At 70.6% G+C, this 17,218-nt stretch carries 25 protein-coding genes; 23 read left to right on the top strand and 2 right to left on the bottom strand.

Features of this window, described 5'->3' with window-relative positions:
* The 18 genes from NBZ85_RS13265 to NBZ85_RS13180 form a co-directional block, all read left to right on the top strand.
* On the top strand, positions 1 to 1,085 hold a 1,085-nt coding region (locus NBZ85_RS13265; RefSeq protein WP_261562005.1), incomplete at its 5' end, for a DUF932 domain-containing protein.
* 97 nt (positions 1,086 to 1,182) lie between these two features.
* Positions 1,183 to 1,689: a hypothetical protein gene (locus tag NBZ85_RS13260; RefSeq protein WP_055752609.1), complete on the top strand. Its 507-nt coding sequence runs from the start codon at positions 1,183 to 1,185 to the stop codon at positions 1,687 to 1,689.
* Positions 1,690 to 1,815: 126 nt separating this feature from the next.
* The gene (locus tag NBZ85_RS13255; protein ID WP_256790365.1) at positions 1,816 to 2,175 is read left to right on the top strand and encodes a hypothetical protein; all 360 of its coding nucleotides are present in this window, start codon (positions 1,816 to 1,818) and stop codon (positions 2,173 to 2,175) included.
* A 107-nt stretch (positions 2,176 to 2,282) separates the two neighbouring features.
* The gene (locus NBZ85_RS13250; protein ID WP_055752607.1) at positions 2,283 to 2,597 is read left to right on the top strand and encodes a hypothetical protein; all 315 of its coding nucleotides are present in this window, start codon (positions 2,283 to 2,285) and stop codon (positions 2,595 to 2,597) included.
* 278 nt (positions 2,598 to 2,875) lie between these two features.
* Positions 2,876 to 3,625: a hypothetical protein gene (locus NBZ85_RS13245; RefSeq protein ID WP_256790366.1), complete on the top strand. Its 750-nt coding sequence runs from the start codon at positions 2,876 to 2,878 to the stop codon at positions 3,623 to 3,625.
* A gap of 50 nt (positions 3,626 to 3,675) precedes the next feature.
* A complete protein-coding gene (locus tag NBZ85_RS13240) occupies positions 3,676 to 4,089 on the top strand; it encodes a hypothetical protein (protein WP_055752605.1) in 414 nt (137 codons plus the stop codon).
* Between the two features lie 42 nt (positions 4,090 to 4,131).
* Entirely contained in the window at positions 4,132 to 4,533 is a 402-nt protein-coding gene (locus NBZ85_RS13235; RefSeq protein ID WP_055752604.1) for a hypothetical protein, read from the top strand.
* A 95-nt stretch (positions 4,534 to 4,628) separates the two neighbouring features.
* Positions 4,629 to 5,858, top strand: a complete 1,230-nt coding sequence (locus NBZ85_RS13230; RefSeq protein WP_256790368.1) for a DNA polymerase III subunit beta — start codon at positions 4,629 to 4,631, stop codon at positions 5,856 to 5,858.
* An 84-nt stretch (positions 5,859 to 5,942) separates the two neighbouring features.
* On the top strand, positions 5,943 to 6,080 hold the full coding sequence (locus NBZ85_RS13225) for a hypothetical protein (RefSeq protein ID WP_256790369.1): 138 nt from the start codon (positions 5,943 to 5,945) through the stop codon (positions 6,078 to 6,080).
* Between the two features lie 229 nt (positions 6,081 to 6,309).
* Positions 6,310 to 6,618, top strand: coding sequence for a hypothetical protein (locus tag NBZ85_RS13220; protein ID WP_055752602.1), 309 nt, complete (start codon positions 6,310 to 6,312; stop codon positions 6,616 to 6,618).
* Positions 6,619 to 6,959: 341 nt separating this feature from the next.
* Positions 6,960 to 7,484: a hypothetical protein gene (locus NBZ85_RS13215; protein WP_261562004.1), complete on the top strand. Its 525-nt coding sequence runs from the start codon at positions 6,960 to 6,962 to the stop codon at positions 7,482 to 7,484.
* Between the two features lie 102 nt (positions 7,485 to 7,586).
* Positions 7,587 to 8,111, top strand: a complete 525-nt coding sequence (locus NBZ85_RS13210; protein WP_055752600.1) for a hypothetical protein — start codon at positions 7,587 to 7,589, stop codon at positions 8,109 to 8,111.
* Between the two features lie 79 nt (positions 8,112 to 8,190).
* Positions 8,191 to 8,436: a hypothetical protein gene (locus NBZ85_RS13205; RefSeq protein WP_261562003.1), complete on the top strand. Its 246-nt coding sequence runs from the start codon at positions 8,191 to 8,193 to the stop codon at positions 8,434 to 8,436.
* Entirely contained in the window at positions 8,433 to 8,732 is a 300-nt protein-coding gene (locus NBZ85_RS13200) for a hypothetical protein (protein ID WP_055752598.1), read from the top strand. Before NBZ85_RS13205 ends, NBZ85_RS13200 begins: the two co-directional genes overlap by 4 nt.
* Before the next feature lie 60 nt (positions 8,733 to 8,792).
* Positions 8,793 to 9,944 carry a DUF3560 domain-containing protein gene (locus NBZ85_RS13195; RefSeq protein WP_261562001.1) on the top strand — a complete coding sequence of 384 codons (1,152 nt, stop codon included), beginning with the start codon at positions 8,793 to 8,795 and terminating at the stop codon, positions 9,942 to 9,944.
* Positions 9,941 to 10,171 carry a hypothetical protein gene (locus NBZ85_RS13190; RefSeq protein ID WP_256790354.1) on the top strand — a complete coding sequence of 77 codons (231 nt, stop codon included), beginning with the start codon at positions 9,941 to 9,943 and terminating at the stop codon, positions 10,169 to 10,171. Before NBZ85_RS13195 ends, NBZ85_RS13190 begins: the two co-directional genes overlap by 4 nt.
* Entirely contained in the window at positions 10,158 to 10,571 is a 414-nt protein-coding gene (locus tag NBZ85_RS13185) for a hypothetical protein (RefSeq protein WP_055752595.1), read from the top strand. The genes NBZ85_RS13190 and NBZ85_RS13185 overlap by 14 nt, the downstream gene beginning before the upstream one ends.
* A complete protein-coding gene (locus NBZ85_RS13180) occupies positions 10,568 to 11,152 on the top strand; it encodes a hypothetical protein (RefSeq protein ID WP_055752594.1) in 585 nt (194 codons plus the stop codon). Before NBZ85_RS13185 ends, NBZ85_RS13180 begins: the two co-directional genes overlap by 4 nt.
* Before the next feature lie 116 nt (positions 11,153 to 11,268).
* On the opposite strand, the gene NBZ85_RS13175 is transcribed toward NBZ85_RS13180, so the two are convergent.
* On the bottom strand, positions 11,269 to 11,481 hold the full coding sequence (locus tag NBZ85_RS13175; RefSeq protein WP_261562000.1) for a hypothetical protein: 213 nt from the start codon (positions 11,479 to 11,481) through the stop codon (positions 11,269 to 11,271).
* A gap of 144 nt (positions 11,482 to 11,625) precedes the next feature.
* Here NBZ85_RS13175 and NBZ85_RS13170 point away from each other — a divergent pair, with 144 nt between their 5' ends.
* The 4 genes from NBZ85_RS13170 to NBZ85_RS13155 all read left to right on the top strand — a co-directional run bounded on the left by NBZ85_RS13170 (position 11,626) and on the right by NBZ85_RS13155 (position 15,427).
* Positions 11,626 to 12,186: a hypothetical protein gene (locus NBZ85_RS13170; protein ID WP_256790350.1), complete on the top strand. Its 561-nt coding sequence runs from the start codon at positions 11,626 to 11,628 to the stop codon at positions 12,184 to 12,186.
* A 75-nt stretch (positions 12,187 to 12,261) separates the two neighbouring features.
* A complete protein-coding gene (locus NBZ85_RS13165) occupies positions 12,262 to 13,167 on the top strand; it encodes an N-6 DNA methylase (RefSeq protein ID WP_055752591.1) in 906 nt (301 codons plus the stop codon).
* Between the two features lie 225 nt (positions 13,168 to 13,392).
* On the top strand, positions 13,393 to 14,124 hold the full coding sequence (locus NBZ85_RS13160) for a hypothetical protein (protein WP_256790349.1): 732 nt from the start codon (positions 13,393 to 13,395) through the stop codon (positions 14,122 to 14,124).
* A 769-nt stretch (positions 14,125 to 14,893) separates the two neighbouring features.
* Entirely contained in the window at positions 14,894 to 15,427 is a 534-nt protein-coding gene (locus NBZ85_RS13155) for a hypothetical protein (protein WP_055752589.1), read from the top strand.
* Positions 15,428 to 15,467: 40 nt separating this feature from the next.
* Here the strand turns inward: NBZ85_RS13155 and NBZ85_RS13150 are convergent, their stop codons facing one another.
* Entirely contained in the window at positions 15,468 to 15,866 is a 399-nt protein-coding gene (locus NBZ85_RS13150; protein WP_055752588.1) for a PIN domain-containing protein, read from the bottom strand.
* A gap of 148 nt (positions 15,867 to 16,014) precedes the next feature.
* Between NBZ85_RS13150 and NBZ85_RS13145 the strand changes: the two genes are divergently transcribed.
* Positions 16,015 to 16,491, top strand: a complete 477-nt coding sequence (locus NBZ85_RS13145) for a hypothetical protein (RefSeq protein WP_055752587.1) — start codon at positions 16,015 to 16,017, stop codon at positions 16,489 to 16,491.
* Positions 16,492 to 17,218 lie beyond the last annotated feature (727 nt).

Below are 17,218 nucleotides of genomic sequence, written 5' to 3'. Positions count from 1 at the left end.
GCCGAACGCCGCCCGGCGGCCCGTCGGCATGCCCCGACATGACCGCCCACTCCCGCCGTTCGATGGAAGGAACCCGGATGTCGAAGGAAACCCTGGCTTGGCTCAATCAGCACACGCTGATCGGCTTCACCGACAAGCGCGGCCACGCCTGGCACTACCGCGCTGACCACCAGCAGGGCGAGACCAACCACTACCCAGGGTCGATCCCGGTCGACGACGTCGAGCGCCGGCTTTTCGGCTGGCAGGCCCTCGAACGGCCGATCTACGTCGAGTCGCCCATCACCGGGGGAATCGACGTCGTCCCGGACCGCAAGGCCATCATCCGGTCCGACACCGGCAGCGTGATGGGCATCTTCAGCGACGGCTACCAGCCCCACCCCTACCAGGAATGGCTGGTCGACAACGTCGGGCAGCTCCTCGACGACGATCTCGCGATCGGCTCGGCCGGGCTGCTGCGCGGCGGGGCGGTCGCCTGGGTGAGCGTCGAGGTACCCGACACGATCACGACTCCGGAGGGGGTCGCGTTCCGGCCGAACCTGCTGGCGACCACCAGCTTCGACGGGTCGCTGTCCACGACCTACAAGCGGATCGTGACCAACGTCGTCTGTGACAACACGATGGCGGCCGGCCTGCGGGAGAAGGGCCAGCAGACCAAGGTCAAGCACTCCGCCAAGTCACACCTACGGCTCGCCAAGGCCCGGGAGGCTCTCGCGATCGTCCACACGATCGCCGACGACTTCGCCGCCGAGGTCGCCGAGCTGTGCGCGCTCGACGTCTCGGACCGGCAGTGGGCGGCGTTCCTCGACGCCCACGCCCCGATGCCGGAGAAGAAGGGGCGGGCGCGGACCAGCGCGGAGAAGCACCGCGACACCCTGTCCCGGCTCTGGGATCACGACGAGCGGGTCTCTCCGTGGCGGAACACCGGCTGGGGTGTGCTCCAGGCGGTCAACACCTACACCCACCACGAGCAGACCGTCCGCGGCGCGTCCCGCGCCGAACGCAACATGCTGCGCGCGGTGACCGGCGGGGCGGACAGCCTCGACGGCGACACGCTCGCCACGCTGCGCACCCTGCTGCCGGTCTGACCCGACTCCCACGCCTGGCATCGCCCCGCCCGACGGCCCGTCCGTCGGGCGGGGCGATGCGCTGCCCGCACAGCTGACCGGAAAGGACCGGGTATCGATGTTCGCCGGACTGACCGTCGACGGCACGACCGTGAACAGCCTGGACGAGGACAGCACCGTCGAGCTGATCTTCGCTACTGACACCGAGTTCCGCTGTTCCGCCTGCGGGGCGGACCTGGTCGAGACGCCCGGCGGCTTCGACGACGACAACGGCGACCACGAGTGCCCCGCCTACCTTCCGGATGACCCGGACGCGGACGGCACCGGGCCGCACACGCCCGAGCGGGTGGCGCTGTCGTGGTGCAACAGCGCGGGCATCCGCACCGAGGAGACCGACGACGCGATCACTCTGAGCCTGTCGACCGGCGACCCGCGCGGCGCGTTCACGATCACGATCCGGCGGGTGCCCGACGACGCCGACAGTCCGCTCGCGGGCCGGCTGCTGCTGCACCTGCCCCATCCGGGCGAGCCGATGCCGCACGAACAGCTGTACCCGCTGCACCCCGGCACGTTCGTCATCGACCGACCCGCCCCGGTCACCCGAGCCCACCTGACCGCCGCCTGAGCACTCGCCGTACCGGCTGCTCTCGCCCGTGACGGCGGGCGGCCCGCCGTCGTTCGGACACCCGCCGGCCGGGCCCGTCCCGGGCCGGCGGTGCGCCTACCCCTCCCATGACCAGGAAGGCACCACATGCCCACGCCCCCGACGCTCGCCGTCGCCACCGACTTCATCCTGTCGCACGCCACCGAACAGGACCTGACCCACATCACCGAGACGGTCAAGCAGCGGCGGGCCGCGCTCGCCGCGATCAGGACCGCGTCCCTGACCACCGGCACGCTGGTGCGGATCGCCAACATCAAGCCCCGCTACCTCGACGGCCTGACCGGCACCATCGGCCGGATCGACGGCACGCATGCCATGGTCATCCTCGACGCCGGGTCCACCGATCGGCTGCGCTCCACCCCGAGTAACAGGCGTTTCGTCGTCCCCTTCAAGGAGACCACCTACGACCTGGATGGCGTGCCGTTGAGCTGCTGCGTGCCCACCTGACCCCACCCGCACCGCACTGGGCTGGGGCGCGGGAGCCGCACCCCCGGCCCGGCCTGGGATCGGGACCCGTGGCCGTACACGCCCCTTCGAACCAGGGAGACACGACCATGACTGCTGCCCGCACTATGCGCGTCACCATCAGCGGCGTCTACACCGAGTACGAGGTTCCGGCCAACGACGACCGCTGGAACGGCTTCGCCGTTCCCGGCTTCACCCTCGACCAGGTTCGCCAGCTGGCGGCCGAGACCGCCGCGCTGGCCGCGACCGTGCCCGCCGACGAGACGGACACGATCACCATCAGCGATGACGGCACCGTCTCGGTCCACAGCGGTCATTGGGGCTCCACGACCGTCGTCGAGCCCGCCCCGGACGGCCTGTACTACGTCGGCGGCAACGACTGGGGCTGGGAGATCGTCAGCTAGTCCGACGCGCGCCCACCGTCTACAGAGGACGCGCCGTCCGCGATGCCGGACGAGACCGCGCCCGACCGGGCCGTCCTCCGTTCTCCTTGGCCGACTGCGCCCACGGAGCGCCGGCACTCGTGCCCGACGCGGGCCCTCCTGCCGCACCTACCGGCAAAGCGAGTGCGCAGGCACTGCGATCCGCACCACCAAGCCTGGAGGTTCCCGTGCCCTCAGACGTGCAGTACCTGGTTCACACGCGGCTGACCCGCCGTACCCCTCATGGCGACGTGGTCGAAGTGACCAGCACGGACATCGTGGCGTTCGCGGTCACGAGCTGGAAGCTCGAACACCCCGGCATCTCCGTTGGCAAGCTGACGGTCGTCGCAGAGGACCTCGACGCCTTCGCCGAAATGCCGGTCGCGAGCGCCGAGGCCGCCGAACTGCTGGCGCGCTTCCTCCTCTGGTTCACCGAGGCACCGACGCACGCCCACGAGCTTGACGACGCGACGAGCCGGCCCGGCTCTCTCACCATCGAGCAGTTCGCTGCTCTGGTCCCGGGAACCCCGGTCAAGTTCCTGGTCGCGGGCAGCTGGTACCGGGGCGAGGTCCACGACAAGGGGATCACGGGCCCGAGCAGTGACCCAATAGTGACCGTCGTCTACACGGGCGACCACGTCCTGAATCCCAAGATCTCCAAGGGCAGCATCGAGCCCAGGGACGTCTTCCACGTGTACGCGGGCGACGTCTACCCGATCAACGCGATCAGCGGGGATGCCGCCCCGCCTCGGCCGACCATCCACACGGTGCGCGATGCGCGCGTCCGCGTCCACGGCGCCAGACCCGACACCACCGAGGCGAGCGACGTCTACTCGCTGGAAATCAGCGGCGTTCAGATCCACGTTCAGCTGGTCGCAGCGGACGACACCAACGACGAGCCGAACCCCGAGGAACCGATCGTCCACGTCCGCATCGAAAACATCGGCCACCCGAAGGGCACCCACCTCGTGGTCGACGTCAACGGCAACGCCAACGACTACCGCTTCTAACCGTCGACCCGCCCCGTACATCGGAGATCAGCGAAAAAGGAGAAGCATCGATGAGCCTTATCAGCGACCGCGAACCGACGATTCGGGTGAACGACGCCGACCGGCGTCTGGTCTACCGGTGGACCCTCCGCCGGATCGAGGAAGGCTCCGATCCCGGAATGCTGCTCGTCCAGCTGAAGGTCCAGCACGACCGCACCGGGAAGCGCTACTACGCCGAGCTGCGCAACGCCACCCTCACCGACACGGACTTTTTGGTCGAGTCGTTCGGGTGGAACGACCCGGTATGGAGCCGGCACGAGTTCGTGGCCCGCTACGCGAAGACCGGTCTGCGGGCGTTCGCCGACCGTACCTTCGCCGAGCTGCGCCGCGCCGACGCCGCTGGCGAGGACCTGCACGTGGACCTCACCAGCGACGACCGGCCATCCCCGCCCGAGGTCGACACCACGCCCGACGTGACCGGCTGAGCCGGCGAGCGCCGCCCTACCCGCCCGGGAAAGGAGATCATGATGAGGATGCGACGCAGCCGCGACGGCCGCCGCCGCCTTGACCCGCTGCGACATCTTCGGGCGCGCCGGTGCTCCCCTCCGGACACGCGGTTGCCCCGCGAGCGGGCGCGTGAGGCGTTTCTCGACGCCCGCGACGTGTTGCGGATCGTCCTGGAAGACGAGATCGAGGCCGAGACACGGGCCGCCTGCCCTGTGGCGACGGACCTCGATGTCGAGGTCTACAACGACGAACTCGGTGAGCCCCGCGGCCGACTGGTCGCCGTCAACACCGACGCCGGGACCGCCGACGACGAGCGCGACGCGCTCGTCGAGCTGCTCGCTGAGCTGCTCGACGAATGGGCGACGACCGCGAACGTCGACAGCACCGAGATCGTGTTCCGGCTGCTGCCCGAGCAGCGCTGACCCCGGTTCGCCGGGCGGCCCGGTGCACGTCCGCGCCGACGCGCACCGGGCCGCCCGCGTGACCGAACGATCCCGATCCCACGCGGGAGATCATCATGACTGTCACCGCACCGCCCGCCGCCGATGCGGGTGCGACCGCTGTCGTCCCGTTCCGGGACCTGCTCGCGGCGCTGGCCACGGTCGGTTCGGTCGTCGACCGCAAGAGCCGCCCGCCGTGGAACGCCGTCCTGGTCACCGGCGATCCGGCCGGAAACCTCACCATCACCGGCGCCAGCTACACGGCCACCGTCTCGGTCCGTCTGCCTGGCGTCGCCCAGTCTGCCGGCCGGTTCCTGGTGGACGGCTGGGCGCTGACGCAGATGTGCAAGGCACTGGTCCGCGGAGAGCGCCGACGCGACACCGACGACCTGCCCGTCTTTCTCGACGGCTCTTTCCCGGCCGCCCCCACCGTCACGATCGGCGACTACACCATCCCCCTGACCGGCCTGCCGCCGGAGGACCATCCCGGCGACTGCCAGCCCGCGCCGCCGATCGCCACCCTCGACCGCGCCGCCTTCCGCGCCGCGCTGGACCGTGTCCTGCCGGCGGCCGGACGGGACGACACCCTGCCGGTTCTCACCGGCGTGCACCTGTCGTTCGCTCCCGGTCTGGCGACCCTGGCCGCGACCGACCGGTACCGGCTCGCCATCGATTCCCTGCCCGCGACCGGCATCGACCCGGCCGGGCAGGAGCTGATCCTTCCCGGGAAGATCCTCGCCGCGTGCGCCGACACGTGGACCGGCCAGTCCGTGGCGATCGGCCGCCGCCGCGCCGAATCCGTGCGCGACGCCAACCGGGCCACCTTCACCTGCGGGCAAACCACGGTGAGCCTGGTCGAGACCGGCGGCACCTACCCACCCTGGCGCAAGCTGCTCGGCTCGCTCGACGCCCAGCACACCGCCACGTTCGACCGGGCCACGGTGCAGGCCCACGTGGCACGGGTCCTCGCGATCCTCGCCGCCCACCCGACCACCACCGGCCCCATCATGATCATGACGCTGACGCTCACCCCGAACGGTGTCCGGGTGGCGCCGCTGCTTCCCGAGCACGGCGGCCTGGTCAGCGCCCCAACCCTGCCCGCCACGACCTCGCTCACGGACGGGACCGTTCGCTGGGCGTTCAACGCCGCCTACGTCCGGAACGCCCTCACCGCGCTCCCGGGCGACACCGTCACGTTCCGCGGGCAGTCGGAGGTCACCAAAGCCGTCCTGCTCACCTCTTCCGGCGGGCAGACGGCGAGCGTTGCGCCATACCAGCACCTGCTCATGCCCATCCGCATGGACTGAATCGACCGACCGGCATCTTTCCACGGTTTCTCGATCTGCGCCGCTACGTCCCACACACGTTTTCGCGCCTCGAAGGGAGAACCGATGCGGGATTCATCCGTGAACTACGGAACGATCGACATGTACGGCGCGCTGCCACCGCATCTCGCCGCGAGCTGGGAACCGGGAAATATTGGCAGCTTTCCCCTCCGCATCACCACCCTACTCGATGAAACCGGCTGAATCAGCCTCCACATCGACACAGTCGTGACCCTGAAACTCGCCGACAAGAAACCACCGCTCACCGTCCTGGTCGACGATGGAGAGGTTTACAGCAGCCCCACCAAGACAGGCGGCGACCGCGACTGCGACCATCCCGTTTTCCTGGCGCACCGAATCCTGAGCGGGACATCCCACACACCTCTGCCGGGCTTTCCCTCCCGGCCGGATACGGAAAGGAACGTGATTACCGATGGTCTACCTGAGTCGCCGTCGCCGTCGGCGGATGCGGTTCTCGGTGTTCGCGCTGCTGCTGGTGTGGCTCCTGGGGGTCACCGCCGCGCACGACGTCACCATGCTCGTCGCCTACGCGGCGGTCGCCCTCGTCGCGATCACCGTCGACCTGACCGTGAGCCGACGCCGACGCCGACGGCGCCGCCTCCCACCGCGCGGACGCCGGCGCCGCGCCGATGCCACCGCCCGCCCTGGTCCGGGCACCCGCCCGGTTCGGCGGGCGGAGCCGGGGCGCACCAGCGCCCACTGGCCCAGGACGACCACCTGACCCGGTTCACACGTCGGAGACGACGCGGGACGTCGCCGGCACGGCCTACGGATGGATTCAGGCGGCCACCGAGTACGCCGACCACGGCCGCAAGGCGAGCACCGCCGAGGCCAGGGTCATCCGGTCGATGATCAAAAATGATCCGCTGAAGACGGCGGCGTTCCGCATCACGCGGGAACTGCTGACCGTCTGACGTGCCCGGATTCCCGGGGCGCCCGCCCACCCACATTGGGCGGGTGCCTCGGGCACCGTACCACCCCATCCCCCAGCATGCAGCGGCTGTCCGCGCCCTGGTTCGGGAGTCGTGTGCTGGCCTGTGTACGCAACGGAAAGGCGTATTGGTGGGCATTCACTATCTGAAGTTCGGACGCCGTGCGCACGACCCGACCACGGTGGTGTGGCGGGTACACGACGAAATGCGGGCGTCGGAGACCGTCCTGTTCGGCGAGCTGTCCGAGGTATCGACGGCGCTCGCCGGATGGGCGATCGAGGACCTGCTACGGCTGAAACTCATGAAGGAGCATCACAGCCTGTGGGAGAAGATCGGCCTCTACAGCGAGGCGGTCCGGCCGCCGGTGACCCCGCGGTGTGGACGGCTGCACTGCCCCAAGATCAAGCAGCATAGCCACCGGGTGTGGAAGCCCGGCGACGTCCTGGCGCTCACGAGCATGGACCCGGCGGACCGCACCCGCGCCGAGTGGCCGTTCCCGCACTGGGGTGTCGTGGGTGTCCGCGACGAGGACGACGCCTACGAGGACGGCATCTGCGTGGAGATCGGCTCCGAGCGGACACGCGTCTTCCGCAAGCCGACGGACATCCGCCGGCTGGAGCCTGACGAGCTCGTCATCGGCGTGTCCTCGTGGTGACGGCACCGGCCGGCCCGCACGGGTCCCGGGTGCTGACGGTCGAGGCGGGCGCTGTACCAGTCCGTCGGCGCGGCGCTGCCGCACGCGTCCAACGACCCGACGTTGCCGGTCCTGGGCACGGTGCTCCTTGACGTCGTCGACGGCGCGTTTCGAGCCGTCGCGACCAACAAGTACACCCTCGGGGTCGCCGTGGTTGTGCAGCAGGTCCACCCCCGAGACCCCCGCCTGCGGTTTCTGCTGGAGAAGGCGGACGCCGCCCGGCTGATCCGCCAGGTCAAGGCGGACACCCGCCGCAAGCCGCACACCCCGGTCAACCTGGAAGTGATCCCGGGAGCCGGCGAGCTGCACCGTCTGACGGTGCGCACGCCGCGCGGGCCGATCTTCATTGATGAGGCGGAAGGCCGCTTCCCCGAGGTCGACGGGGAACTCGGGTTCTCCGGCGAGCGGGTGGCGCTCGACGAGATCGCCTTCGATCCCGATCTTCTCGACTGCTTCCGGAAGTCGCGGGTGGCCCTGGACGAACAGGACCAGAGCCTCCTGCTGCGGTTCCGCGGCGCGGAGTTTCCTGTGGATGTGCAGATCGGTGCGCGTTTCCGCGGCCTGATCTGCCCGGTCCGCATTCTCTGACAGATACCAGTCCGGATGCGGACGTCGCTGTCCGCATCCGGACTGACCTCTCGTCGCACTCTGCGAAAGGTATAAGCGCATGGACGAATTAGGCGCATTCGTTATCGCCCTGGGCCCCTGCGGTGTCTGCGAGGTGCCGTTCCTCTTCAACCCGTACCTGGTGCCGTCTTTCAAGGACGACACGAGCCCCACCGCTGACACCGACCCGTGGCGGCCGATCTGCCGGACCTGCGTGGACCGGATCAACCCGCGGCGTGTGAAGGCCGGCCGGAAGCCGATTCGCGTGCCGGCGGGCGCCTACCCCGGCGGGGGAACCACCCCATGACCTGGTCAGGGCCGGTCATCCTCTCGGACCTTCCGCCTGGAGGGCCGAAGGAACACCGTGTCGTCGACAGCTACGACCGTGCCTACCGGGCGCGGCCCGAGGTTTTCCTGTGGTACGTGGCCGCTGTCGGCCCGGACCCGGCGCGCAATCAGCGGATCGCGGACGGCCTGCGCTGGACCGGCGGCGGCTTCGTCGTCGACGCGAAAGACGAAGCGCTGAACCGGAACACGATCATCGCAAGTTCCTTTTACCCGGTGGTGCCCGGTGACCGTTCCCGCTGGCGCCCCGCATTCTGAAAGGAGACATCCACCTTGCCATCGGCACACACCCTCCCCGCATGGCGGAGGGGCTACACGATGCGGGTCGTCTGCGACGACACGGCGAACCTGCGCGGGGAGCACGAACTCACGGTCGAAGAGGCCCAGCCCCTGGACTGCGGCTGCATACGGCTGGTCACCACCCGGCCGGGCGAGCCGACCACGGGCCGGTCTCGGGACATGCATGTGATCGACACCGCGGCGTGCGCCGTGCACGAGGAGACCGGGGGGCCGGTGCTGGTGAGCCGAGGGTCGCTGACGATCCGGCACACCCGCCCGGAAGGCACCGTGCTCACGGGCGCGTCCCGCCGCGGCGGCGCCGACATGATCCTCAAACCGGATTTCCGGTTCTCCCGCACGCTCGGAGCCTGGTACATCCAGGGGAGCCGGGACCGCGCCGCCGACCTGTGGAAGATCGGCAAGGCGGTGACGGCGCTGCGGGCCAGTCTGTGGACCGTCGCGATTGAGATAGACGAGACCCCGCGGGCGTTCACCGAGGCGGAGGGCGAGCGCTACGACCGGGCCGAGGAGCGGGCGACCTATCACGACGATGTGGCCGGCCGGGCGGTGGGCCGATCGGACGCCCGGTGGAACGCCGCCCGGCAGATCCGCGACCGTATGCCTCCCGGGCAGCCGGTCCTCGCCGGGCACCACTCGGAGGGCAAGCACCGTCGGGATCTGGCGCGAGCCGACAGTCACGAACGCGCCTTCGTCGAGGAGGCCGGCAGGGCGGACTATCACGCGAATCGAGCGCAGGCCGCCGCCCGGTACGAGACCGGCCGCAAGGACGTGCCGACGACGCTGCGGCGGATCAAAGAGCTGAAGGCGCGGGTCGGCCGGATCGAACGGAACCTGGCCGGTCGGATCATCGGGCCGCTGACGTGGGAGGAGACCGCCTGGCGCGACGCCCGACAGGCCGATCTCGTCCAGCTCGCCGACGAGATCGCCCACTGGGAGAAGCATGTCGCCGAACGGGAGGCCGCCGGCGAGAAGGTGTGGGGCCCGCCCGACTTCCAGGCCGGCGACATCGTGTACCTCGGTGTCATCTCCACGACGGTGGTCCGGGTCAACGCGAAGTCGTTGACCGTGAAGGCCCTCATCGGTGACCACGTGAACTGGAACGACCGAATCCCCTACGACAAGGTGACGCGCCGCGTCCGCCCCGGCGACACCCGACCGGAGGCCGGATGATGATCAGCCCCGCCGGGATCGAGTCGGAGCGGATGCCCGCTGTCGTCGACTGGGCGATCGCGCGATGCACCTGCGGCTGGTACCGGCTGGAAAGCGGCCGGGCAACAGCTCAGGCGACTGCGCGTGCACACCGCAACGACCCGGCCGGCGGCCCGCCGTCCCTGAACATCCCGCTTCCCACCTACACGACCACCACGATCGAGAGGCCCGACCATGCCGACCGCTGACGAAGCGCACGCACACTCCCAGGACGTCGACGCCGTGCTGGCACGCTTCCTGGCTGCCCGTGATGACTACTTCGACCTCCGTCTGACGGAGGTCGCCGCCGCGGTGCGGGCGAAGATCCCGGCCGCCGACACCATCGGTGTTGATCACGCCTTCTACGACTACGACGGCGTCCACGTCCACGTCCGGCGCGCCGTCAGTGCCGGCGGGCAGGTGCTCGCGGACCTCGACAGCGCGGACGATGCGTCCGCTGCGCTCGCCGAGGAGATCGCCGAGGAGATCGACGCCGTTCTCGACGCGCTGGCCGAGTACGGCTTGCGCCCCGAGGGCGATAACCCCGTGATCATCCTGCCCGCGGACGCGACCGTCCCCACCACGACCACTACGGAGGACAACCAGTGAGCAACAGCGACGCCGCGCCGGGGGACTCGACCCTTCAGGCGTGGCAGCGGGAGGTGCAGCGCCGCGAGGACGCGTTGACGACCGCCCGGGACGCCTACTTGTTCGCCCGGCTGGCGCTGGTCGCTCACCAGATCCGGACGTTCCCCACGACCAACGGGGTGGACCTGACTGCCGCGGCCCAGATCGACCTCGAAATCACCTACACCGAGGCCGGTAGTCCGCGCGCCGGGCTCAACCTGGTGATGGCGGCGGACGACACCGTGCTGGCGGACTGGCATCCGCAGGAAGGCGCTGCGGACCTGCTGCCCATCGAGGAGGCCGTCGCCGACGGTCTGCACGCCTGCGTCGCGAACGGACTTCCCTCCAGCGCGGCCCTGTCGCTTCCGCCTGCGGACACGCTGCCGCCGCCCGTTCCGGAGGGGCTGCGGATCGACCCGGCCACCCCGGAGGGACTGGCCATCACCAGCCTCTGGGAGGAGCTGGCCGAGATCGAAAAGCGTGCCGGCGACTGGAACGGCGGCGACGTCGTCGACGTGCTCGGATGCTGGTTCGCGTCGCTGGGGTACAGCACGAACACGTGACGCTGGCGCGGTCCTGAGCGACGCTGACGCGTCCTCGGTACCGCTCAACAGGTCAGTGTGATCGAGCAGGACGGCGAGCAGCCGGCGTCCGTTGCAACAGCTCCCCCTGCTCGCTCTCACATTCGATGATCACACACCCAAGGATTCGGGGAGTCGTCGACCGGGGCGTCCCCCTCATCCGGCAGCGGGTCGTCGAGCCCGTCCACCAGCTCTTCGAGTTGGCTGTCGGTCCATCCCACCAGCTCGCGTAGTTCCGAGTCGGCTTCGTCCAAGCCGGCGAGGACGATGGCGAGCTCGTCTTCCACCCAGCGCCGAGCTCGGACACCCACGCCGACAGAAACGCGCTCCGGTGGGGGCAATCGGATTTCCCTTTCGCCGGGACGTCACGTGCCCGCCTTTCCGTTCTTCATCGCCGCGCGCCGGGCGTCGGTCGCGCCGTGTGCGCGAGGAATCCCACGAACAGGAAACACATCATGACCGACCCGACACCACCCGCGATTCCGCTGTCCATGGCCCACCTACCGACCGCTGGCGGCCTCGCCGTCCCGTGGATCACTCCCCGTACAGGCGACGGGCGCCACCTGTTCGGTGCCGTCGATGCCGACCGCAAGGACCAGGCGCTGCTGAGGCGGCTGTGCGGCGTGTGCGGCCGTCGCCACGACGAGCGTCTGGTGCTGCTGATGCGTCTGTCGGACCTGCCTCGGCAGTGCACCGCCGAGCCCGCGCTCCACCCGACCTGCACGGCCTACACCATCGCCGCCTGCCCGATGGTCGGGGGACGTCTCGACCACTACCGGACCACGCCACAGGCACTTGACCCAACGATGATCCGCCCGGTCGACTCGCCGGCCCGCCGCGGCGCGCCCGCCGAGCCCTGGTTCGCCGTCTGGCTACCCGGCTACACGGTCATCACCGACCACGGCGCCCTCGCCGCCTCCTACGCCGGCAGCACACCGCTACGGATTCGCCCCATCACCTGGCCGGTTTCCTTTCTCCGCATGACCCGGCCCGCGAGCACGCACGGCCCTTCCTGACCGCCGCGGCGCGACCCGCGCCCACCGCATCGCCCCCGTCCCCCGCTCCTATCCCGCGAAGGGAGGTGATCGCGCATGCCCGCGACTTCCCGCAGACCGCCCGGCGCTGGCACCCCTGACGCGACGAGCCTCGCGGAGTCCGTCGCGCGTGCCTGGCACCGCGCGAACCACGCAGCCTCACCGCAGATTCCGCTGTCCACCGTCGCCGCCCTCGCCCTGATCACACCACCGCCGGGCCAGATCTCCGCCACCGCCGATCTCATCGCCGGCCTGGACACCGAGCAGTTCCGCCGGTTTACGCGACTCCAATGGACGATCTTCGTGCGGGCGCGGCCCGACCTCCTGCCCGCCGCCTGGCCCCTGGTCGAGCCCTGGCTCGGCGCCGATCCGCCGGACGACGCCGCCATCGACGCGGCCCGCCGCGTCGCCCACGCCGCGCTCGACGCCGGACAACTGCACCTGACCGGCACGCTACGACGCCGGGACGTCGACCTGTTCGGCCCGCTGCTCGTCGAGCTGCGCGCCGACGGCGCGCGTCTGGCCGCTGGCCAGTACTACACCCCCGGCCACATCGCCGACGCCCTCACCGCCGGCCTGATGACCGCGGTAGAGCCGGGCCAGTCCGTGATCGACCCGGCGGTCGGCACCGGCGGGCTGTTCCGCGCCGCCGCCCAGACGCTACGCGCCCAGCACATCGATCCCGCCACCATGCTGTGGATCGGCGGCGACGTCGACGAAGTCGCGATTGCCTGCGCCGCCGCGAACGCGGTGCTGTGGCAGCTCGGCCCGAACGTCGTGCTCGGCGTCGGCGACACCCTCACCGACACCTGGCAGACCGCCGCGATCACCCAGCGCCGCGAGGTCCTCCACATCGCCGAACGGCTGCGCGCCACCGCGTTCGCCGCCGACGTGCTCGGCACCCTGGCCCGCCTGGTCGACGCGGCCAGCACCGAGCGCGCCGCTCCCAACCCCCGAACCTGACAACCAGCCCCGTTCCACCGGCGAGAACAAGCCGCACCAGGAAGACCACACACGTCGGCCCGCCGCACCTGCCTCCCGCGGCGGGCCGACGTGCGTCACCGTCGGCGCGCCCTGGTCCCGCGCACCCACCGTCCGACCGGTGGGTGCGCCGGCACCCGGCCCCATCGCCTCGCGCACTCCGATCAGCCCGTCCGCCGTGTTGCGCCCGCAAAGGAGCGCCCCGCCATGCCGTCAACCCCGCACCTCATCGGCTTCGCCGAACTACTCGGCCGGCTCCGCCACGTCCTGACCATCAACGGCGAGGACACCGTCGCCCTCCGCTTCGCCGTTCTGCCTATTCACCCGTACTTCGACCGGGACGGCTGGCCGCGCCGGCTACACGCCCACGTCCTGTTCGGACTGGACACCCACCTCGACCCGACGAGCATGCTCAACCTCGAACCTGTCGCCGACGTCCTCGGGGCACTCGGCTACCCGCTGACCGCCAAGGCCGCCGCCCTCGCCAGCGAGGCTGAGCAGCTCACCTTGCAGGGCTGGACCTGGGGCCACGCCGTCACCACCGCGATCCTGCGCACCGTCGAGGACGACGAGCCGGAAGACACCCGCATCGGCGACGCCGCCGTGATGGCCGTGCTCTCTCACGTCGCCGCCTGCCACGCCACCGAGATGACCAGCCCAACCCGGGCCACCGCGCTGTTCCACCGCGGCTACCCGACCGGGCTGCTCGGCCACCTGGCCGCCTACCTGCGCATCGACGCCGTCCACGCCTCCGCCGTCGGAGACCGCAGCGCTCTTGCCCTGTTCGGCCACCTCGGCTGGACGCTGTCCCCCCGCGCGAGCGCGGTCCTCTCCACCGCCGAGCAGGTCGAAGCGGCCGGGGCCACCTGGACCGACGTCGTCATCGAGGCCAGGGCCACGCGCCGGGACCACCTTCGCCGCGACCCCTGGGACCACTGAACCGCGGGCGGTGTCCGCGACCACCTGGGCCACCCGCCCGCCGAGCGCCGCGCTGTTCGACCCACCGCTGCCGCCACGCGAGGGCCGCCGGCGGGCGGCGGCACAACCGCCGCATTTCTCGCTGACAGGGACAGCCGTTTCTCTTCCTGCCGGCCTACACCAACCTCCCACCTCGAACATCTGTACGAGAAGAGAGAACCAGCATGCGTGAATACATTGCGCGCGTGGGAACGGATGACGCCTGGCTGTGCCGATGCGGGAACAGCCCGACGGCCGGCGGATTCGCACCGGTCCACCGGGGCAGGGAAACCGACCCGGGCTCGGCCTGGTGGAGGGGCCACTACTGCTGCCTGACCTGCGGACTACTGATCCACTGGCCCACCCGGGAGATCGTCGGACGCGTCGACCTCGCGGACCTCGTCCTGCGCGCATCGGCGCCCTGCGCGAGCCGCCGGCGGCGACAGCCTTTCCACCGGCGCAGGAGGCGACTCCGCCATGGAGGACGAACGTGACGACCGGGCAAGCAGCAGCTCGGGCGCACGACTCCATCACGGCAGCGCGCTCCGGCGATGTACCGGGACAGACATCGACACGAGTAGGAAGGCTGTGACGGACGGCCCGAGGGCGACGGGTGGTGAGGGCGCTCCCGGTGTGGTGCCCACCGTCCTGGCGCGATCAGACTGGTGGCGAAGGCCGGTCCGCCATGCCCCGCGCGGGCGTCCGGACCGGGCTGCCGCTGCGAGCCCGCGCCACGTAGAGGACACCGCTGATGAACCTCGAATCCCACGTCCTGGTCGACATGACCGTCAAGGAGGTCCAGGAAGCCCTGGCGAAAGGAGACCAACCCGCGATCGCGGTCCTGGAAGGAGAGCCCTCGCGGACGCTGAGCAACTCGGCCTACCTGCGTGACCCCGCCCGCGCGGAAGAGTTCGAGCGGCAGGTCGCCGAGGAGGCGAACCGTATCGATCTCGAACGCCTCATCCTGGCCGTTCCGCAGATCAGCAGGCCCGTCGTCATCGACGGCGACGACGAAGTCCGGCTGCGCTCCCCGTACACCGGTGGCCCGCTGCTGGAGGACGACGGCGAGATGCACGTAATCCTGTGGGTGCTCTGGGACGAGGAGGAGGGCCACGAGTCTGGGATGGTCCCCTACCAGCGCAAGCGCGACGGCACGCCGGTCTTCGACGCGTTCGACGGGTCGGACTACATCTTCTCGATTCCCCTGAACCCCGGGGCCGGACCCGGCCTCGTCCTGCTGCGTGCACTGCTCGACGAGAACCTGCAACGGCGCACCCGCCCCTGACCGCCCCGCCGGCACCGCCCACAGGGGCACGCGGCCGGTGTCAGGCCAGGCTGACCCGGTCCAACCATCGCACCAGCGGACCAGCGCCGTCCCGGGCCAGATCGATCACGGTCGCGGCCTCCCGTAGCGCACGGGCGACCAGCACCCCGGCGACCGCGACCGGCCCGGGATGCCGGCTCGCGAGGTACGCGAAATCGCCGTCGCCCGTCACCAGCAGCAGCGGCTGACTGTCGCTGCGGTAGGCGTCGGCGAGCGCGAGGTCCGCGCGCTGCCAGCCCTCGGCGGCCACCAGCCGGCTGTCCGCCGGCCAGCGCACCGCCGCCAGCCGCCCGGACGCGCCCGCGGCCGTCACCGCGCACCCGTAGCCGCCGACGATCCGCATCGTCACCGTCATCCACCGGGCCGCGAGATTGTCCGCGTCCGCCAGGACCTGCACCACAACAGATGATCATAGGCGGGGTCGTGGCGACACGGGACGTACACCGACGCATACCGTGGACAGGCCCACGAGCCGGCTACACCCCCCACCGCCGTTCCACCGCCAAGGAAAGCTGGAACGGTATTCCTGGACCCCGCTGGAGGCCGCGATGAACGACGCCACCTGGACCCTGGTGACCGACGTCGTGGACCGCGTGCAGCAGTCCATCCGGATGACCGACTACCCGGCGATCGTCATCCTTGACGGGGACCGTAGGCAGATCCTCTCCGATTACGACTACGTGCACGGCGAGAACGCCCGCGCCGACTTCGAGACCCGCGCCGCCGACCTCGCCCGCACCCTGCACGCCCGCCGGTTCACCTTCGCCGTCCCGCAGATCATCGAGATGCTCCCCGGCGGTCTTCAGGCCCACGCGTTCTCCGTCCGGCCGCTACGCGACGGCGAGCAGGAGAGCGTGGTCTGGACCGCCTACGACGCCGACGACGGCGTCGACTACGGCTGGGCTCCCTACACCCGCCGGCCATCCGGCCAGCCCATCTTCGACGAGCCCAGCACATTCCACCTGCCGGCGCTGCCGACCGACTTCCCTGGCGTCCGCCTGCTCCGCCTCCTCGCTGACGAGTAGACCGGACGCTCGCCCGACAGGTCCCGGGCACGCTCACCGGGCGCTCCCGGCCGCCAGCCCCGGCCCGCGCACCCTGACCGACCGGGCCCGGCACGTCACGGCCCGGTCGTCCATCCGCACGCTCGTCGAGAAGGCCGGCGCGCTCCTGGACGAGCCGAGCCACGCGCAGCGGCCGTGCCCAGGCAGCCAGCCGGTCGTACTGGGAGCGTCCCCCGCGGGGGACCGTGCACCAGCGGGTGACGAGAGAACAGCACCTCCAGCTCGCTGATGGCCTGCCCGCCGGTGGCGAGGACGGCGACAGGGCCGGCTTCCCTCGTCAGGCTCTTCTTTTTGCTGTCCCCTGATTGGCGCCCAGCTTCCCGGCGGACCGGCCGCCGACCGCACCGCAGGGTGAGCCCGATGCGGCGACGCACGGTCCCGATCCGCCCGCGCCTCCCCGTCGAACACCTCACCCGCTCACCTGCGCGAGGACCGCCCGCTCCGGGCAGCCCGAATTCCGTGCCGCCGCACCCCGTCCAGCCTCGCGAGCCATCGACAGCCGACCCGCATGGTCCCGGCCGCAGAACCGTATCGGCGAACTGATCACTGACCCCGAGCGGAGCTCGGCCGCACGCAGCCCGCCTCGGACCTGCCCCCGCTCCCGGCCGCAGGCCGAGCTCCGCTCGGGGTCAGTGATCAGTTCGCCGATACGGTTCTGCGGCCGGGACCATGCGGGTCGGCTGTCGAT

The sequence above is a fragment of the Frankia tisae genome, assembly GCF_025403405.1.
Lineage (GTDB): Bacteria > Actinomycetota > Actinomycetes > Frankiales > Frankiaceae > Frankia > Frankia tisai.
The sequence above is the reverse complement of the archived record's forward strand: the minus strand, read 5'-3'. Positions and strand labels throughout refer to the sequence as shown.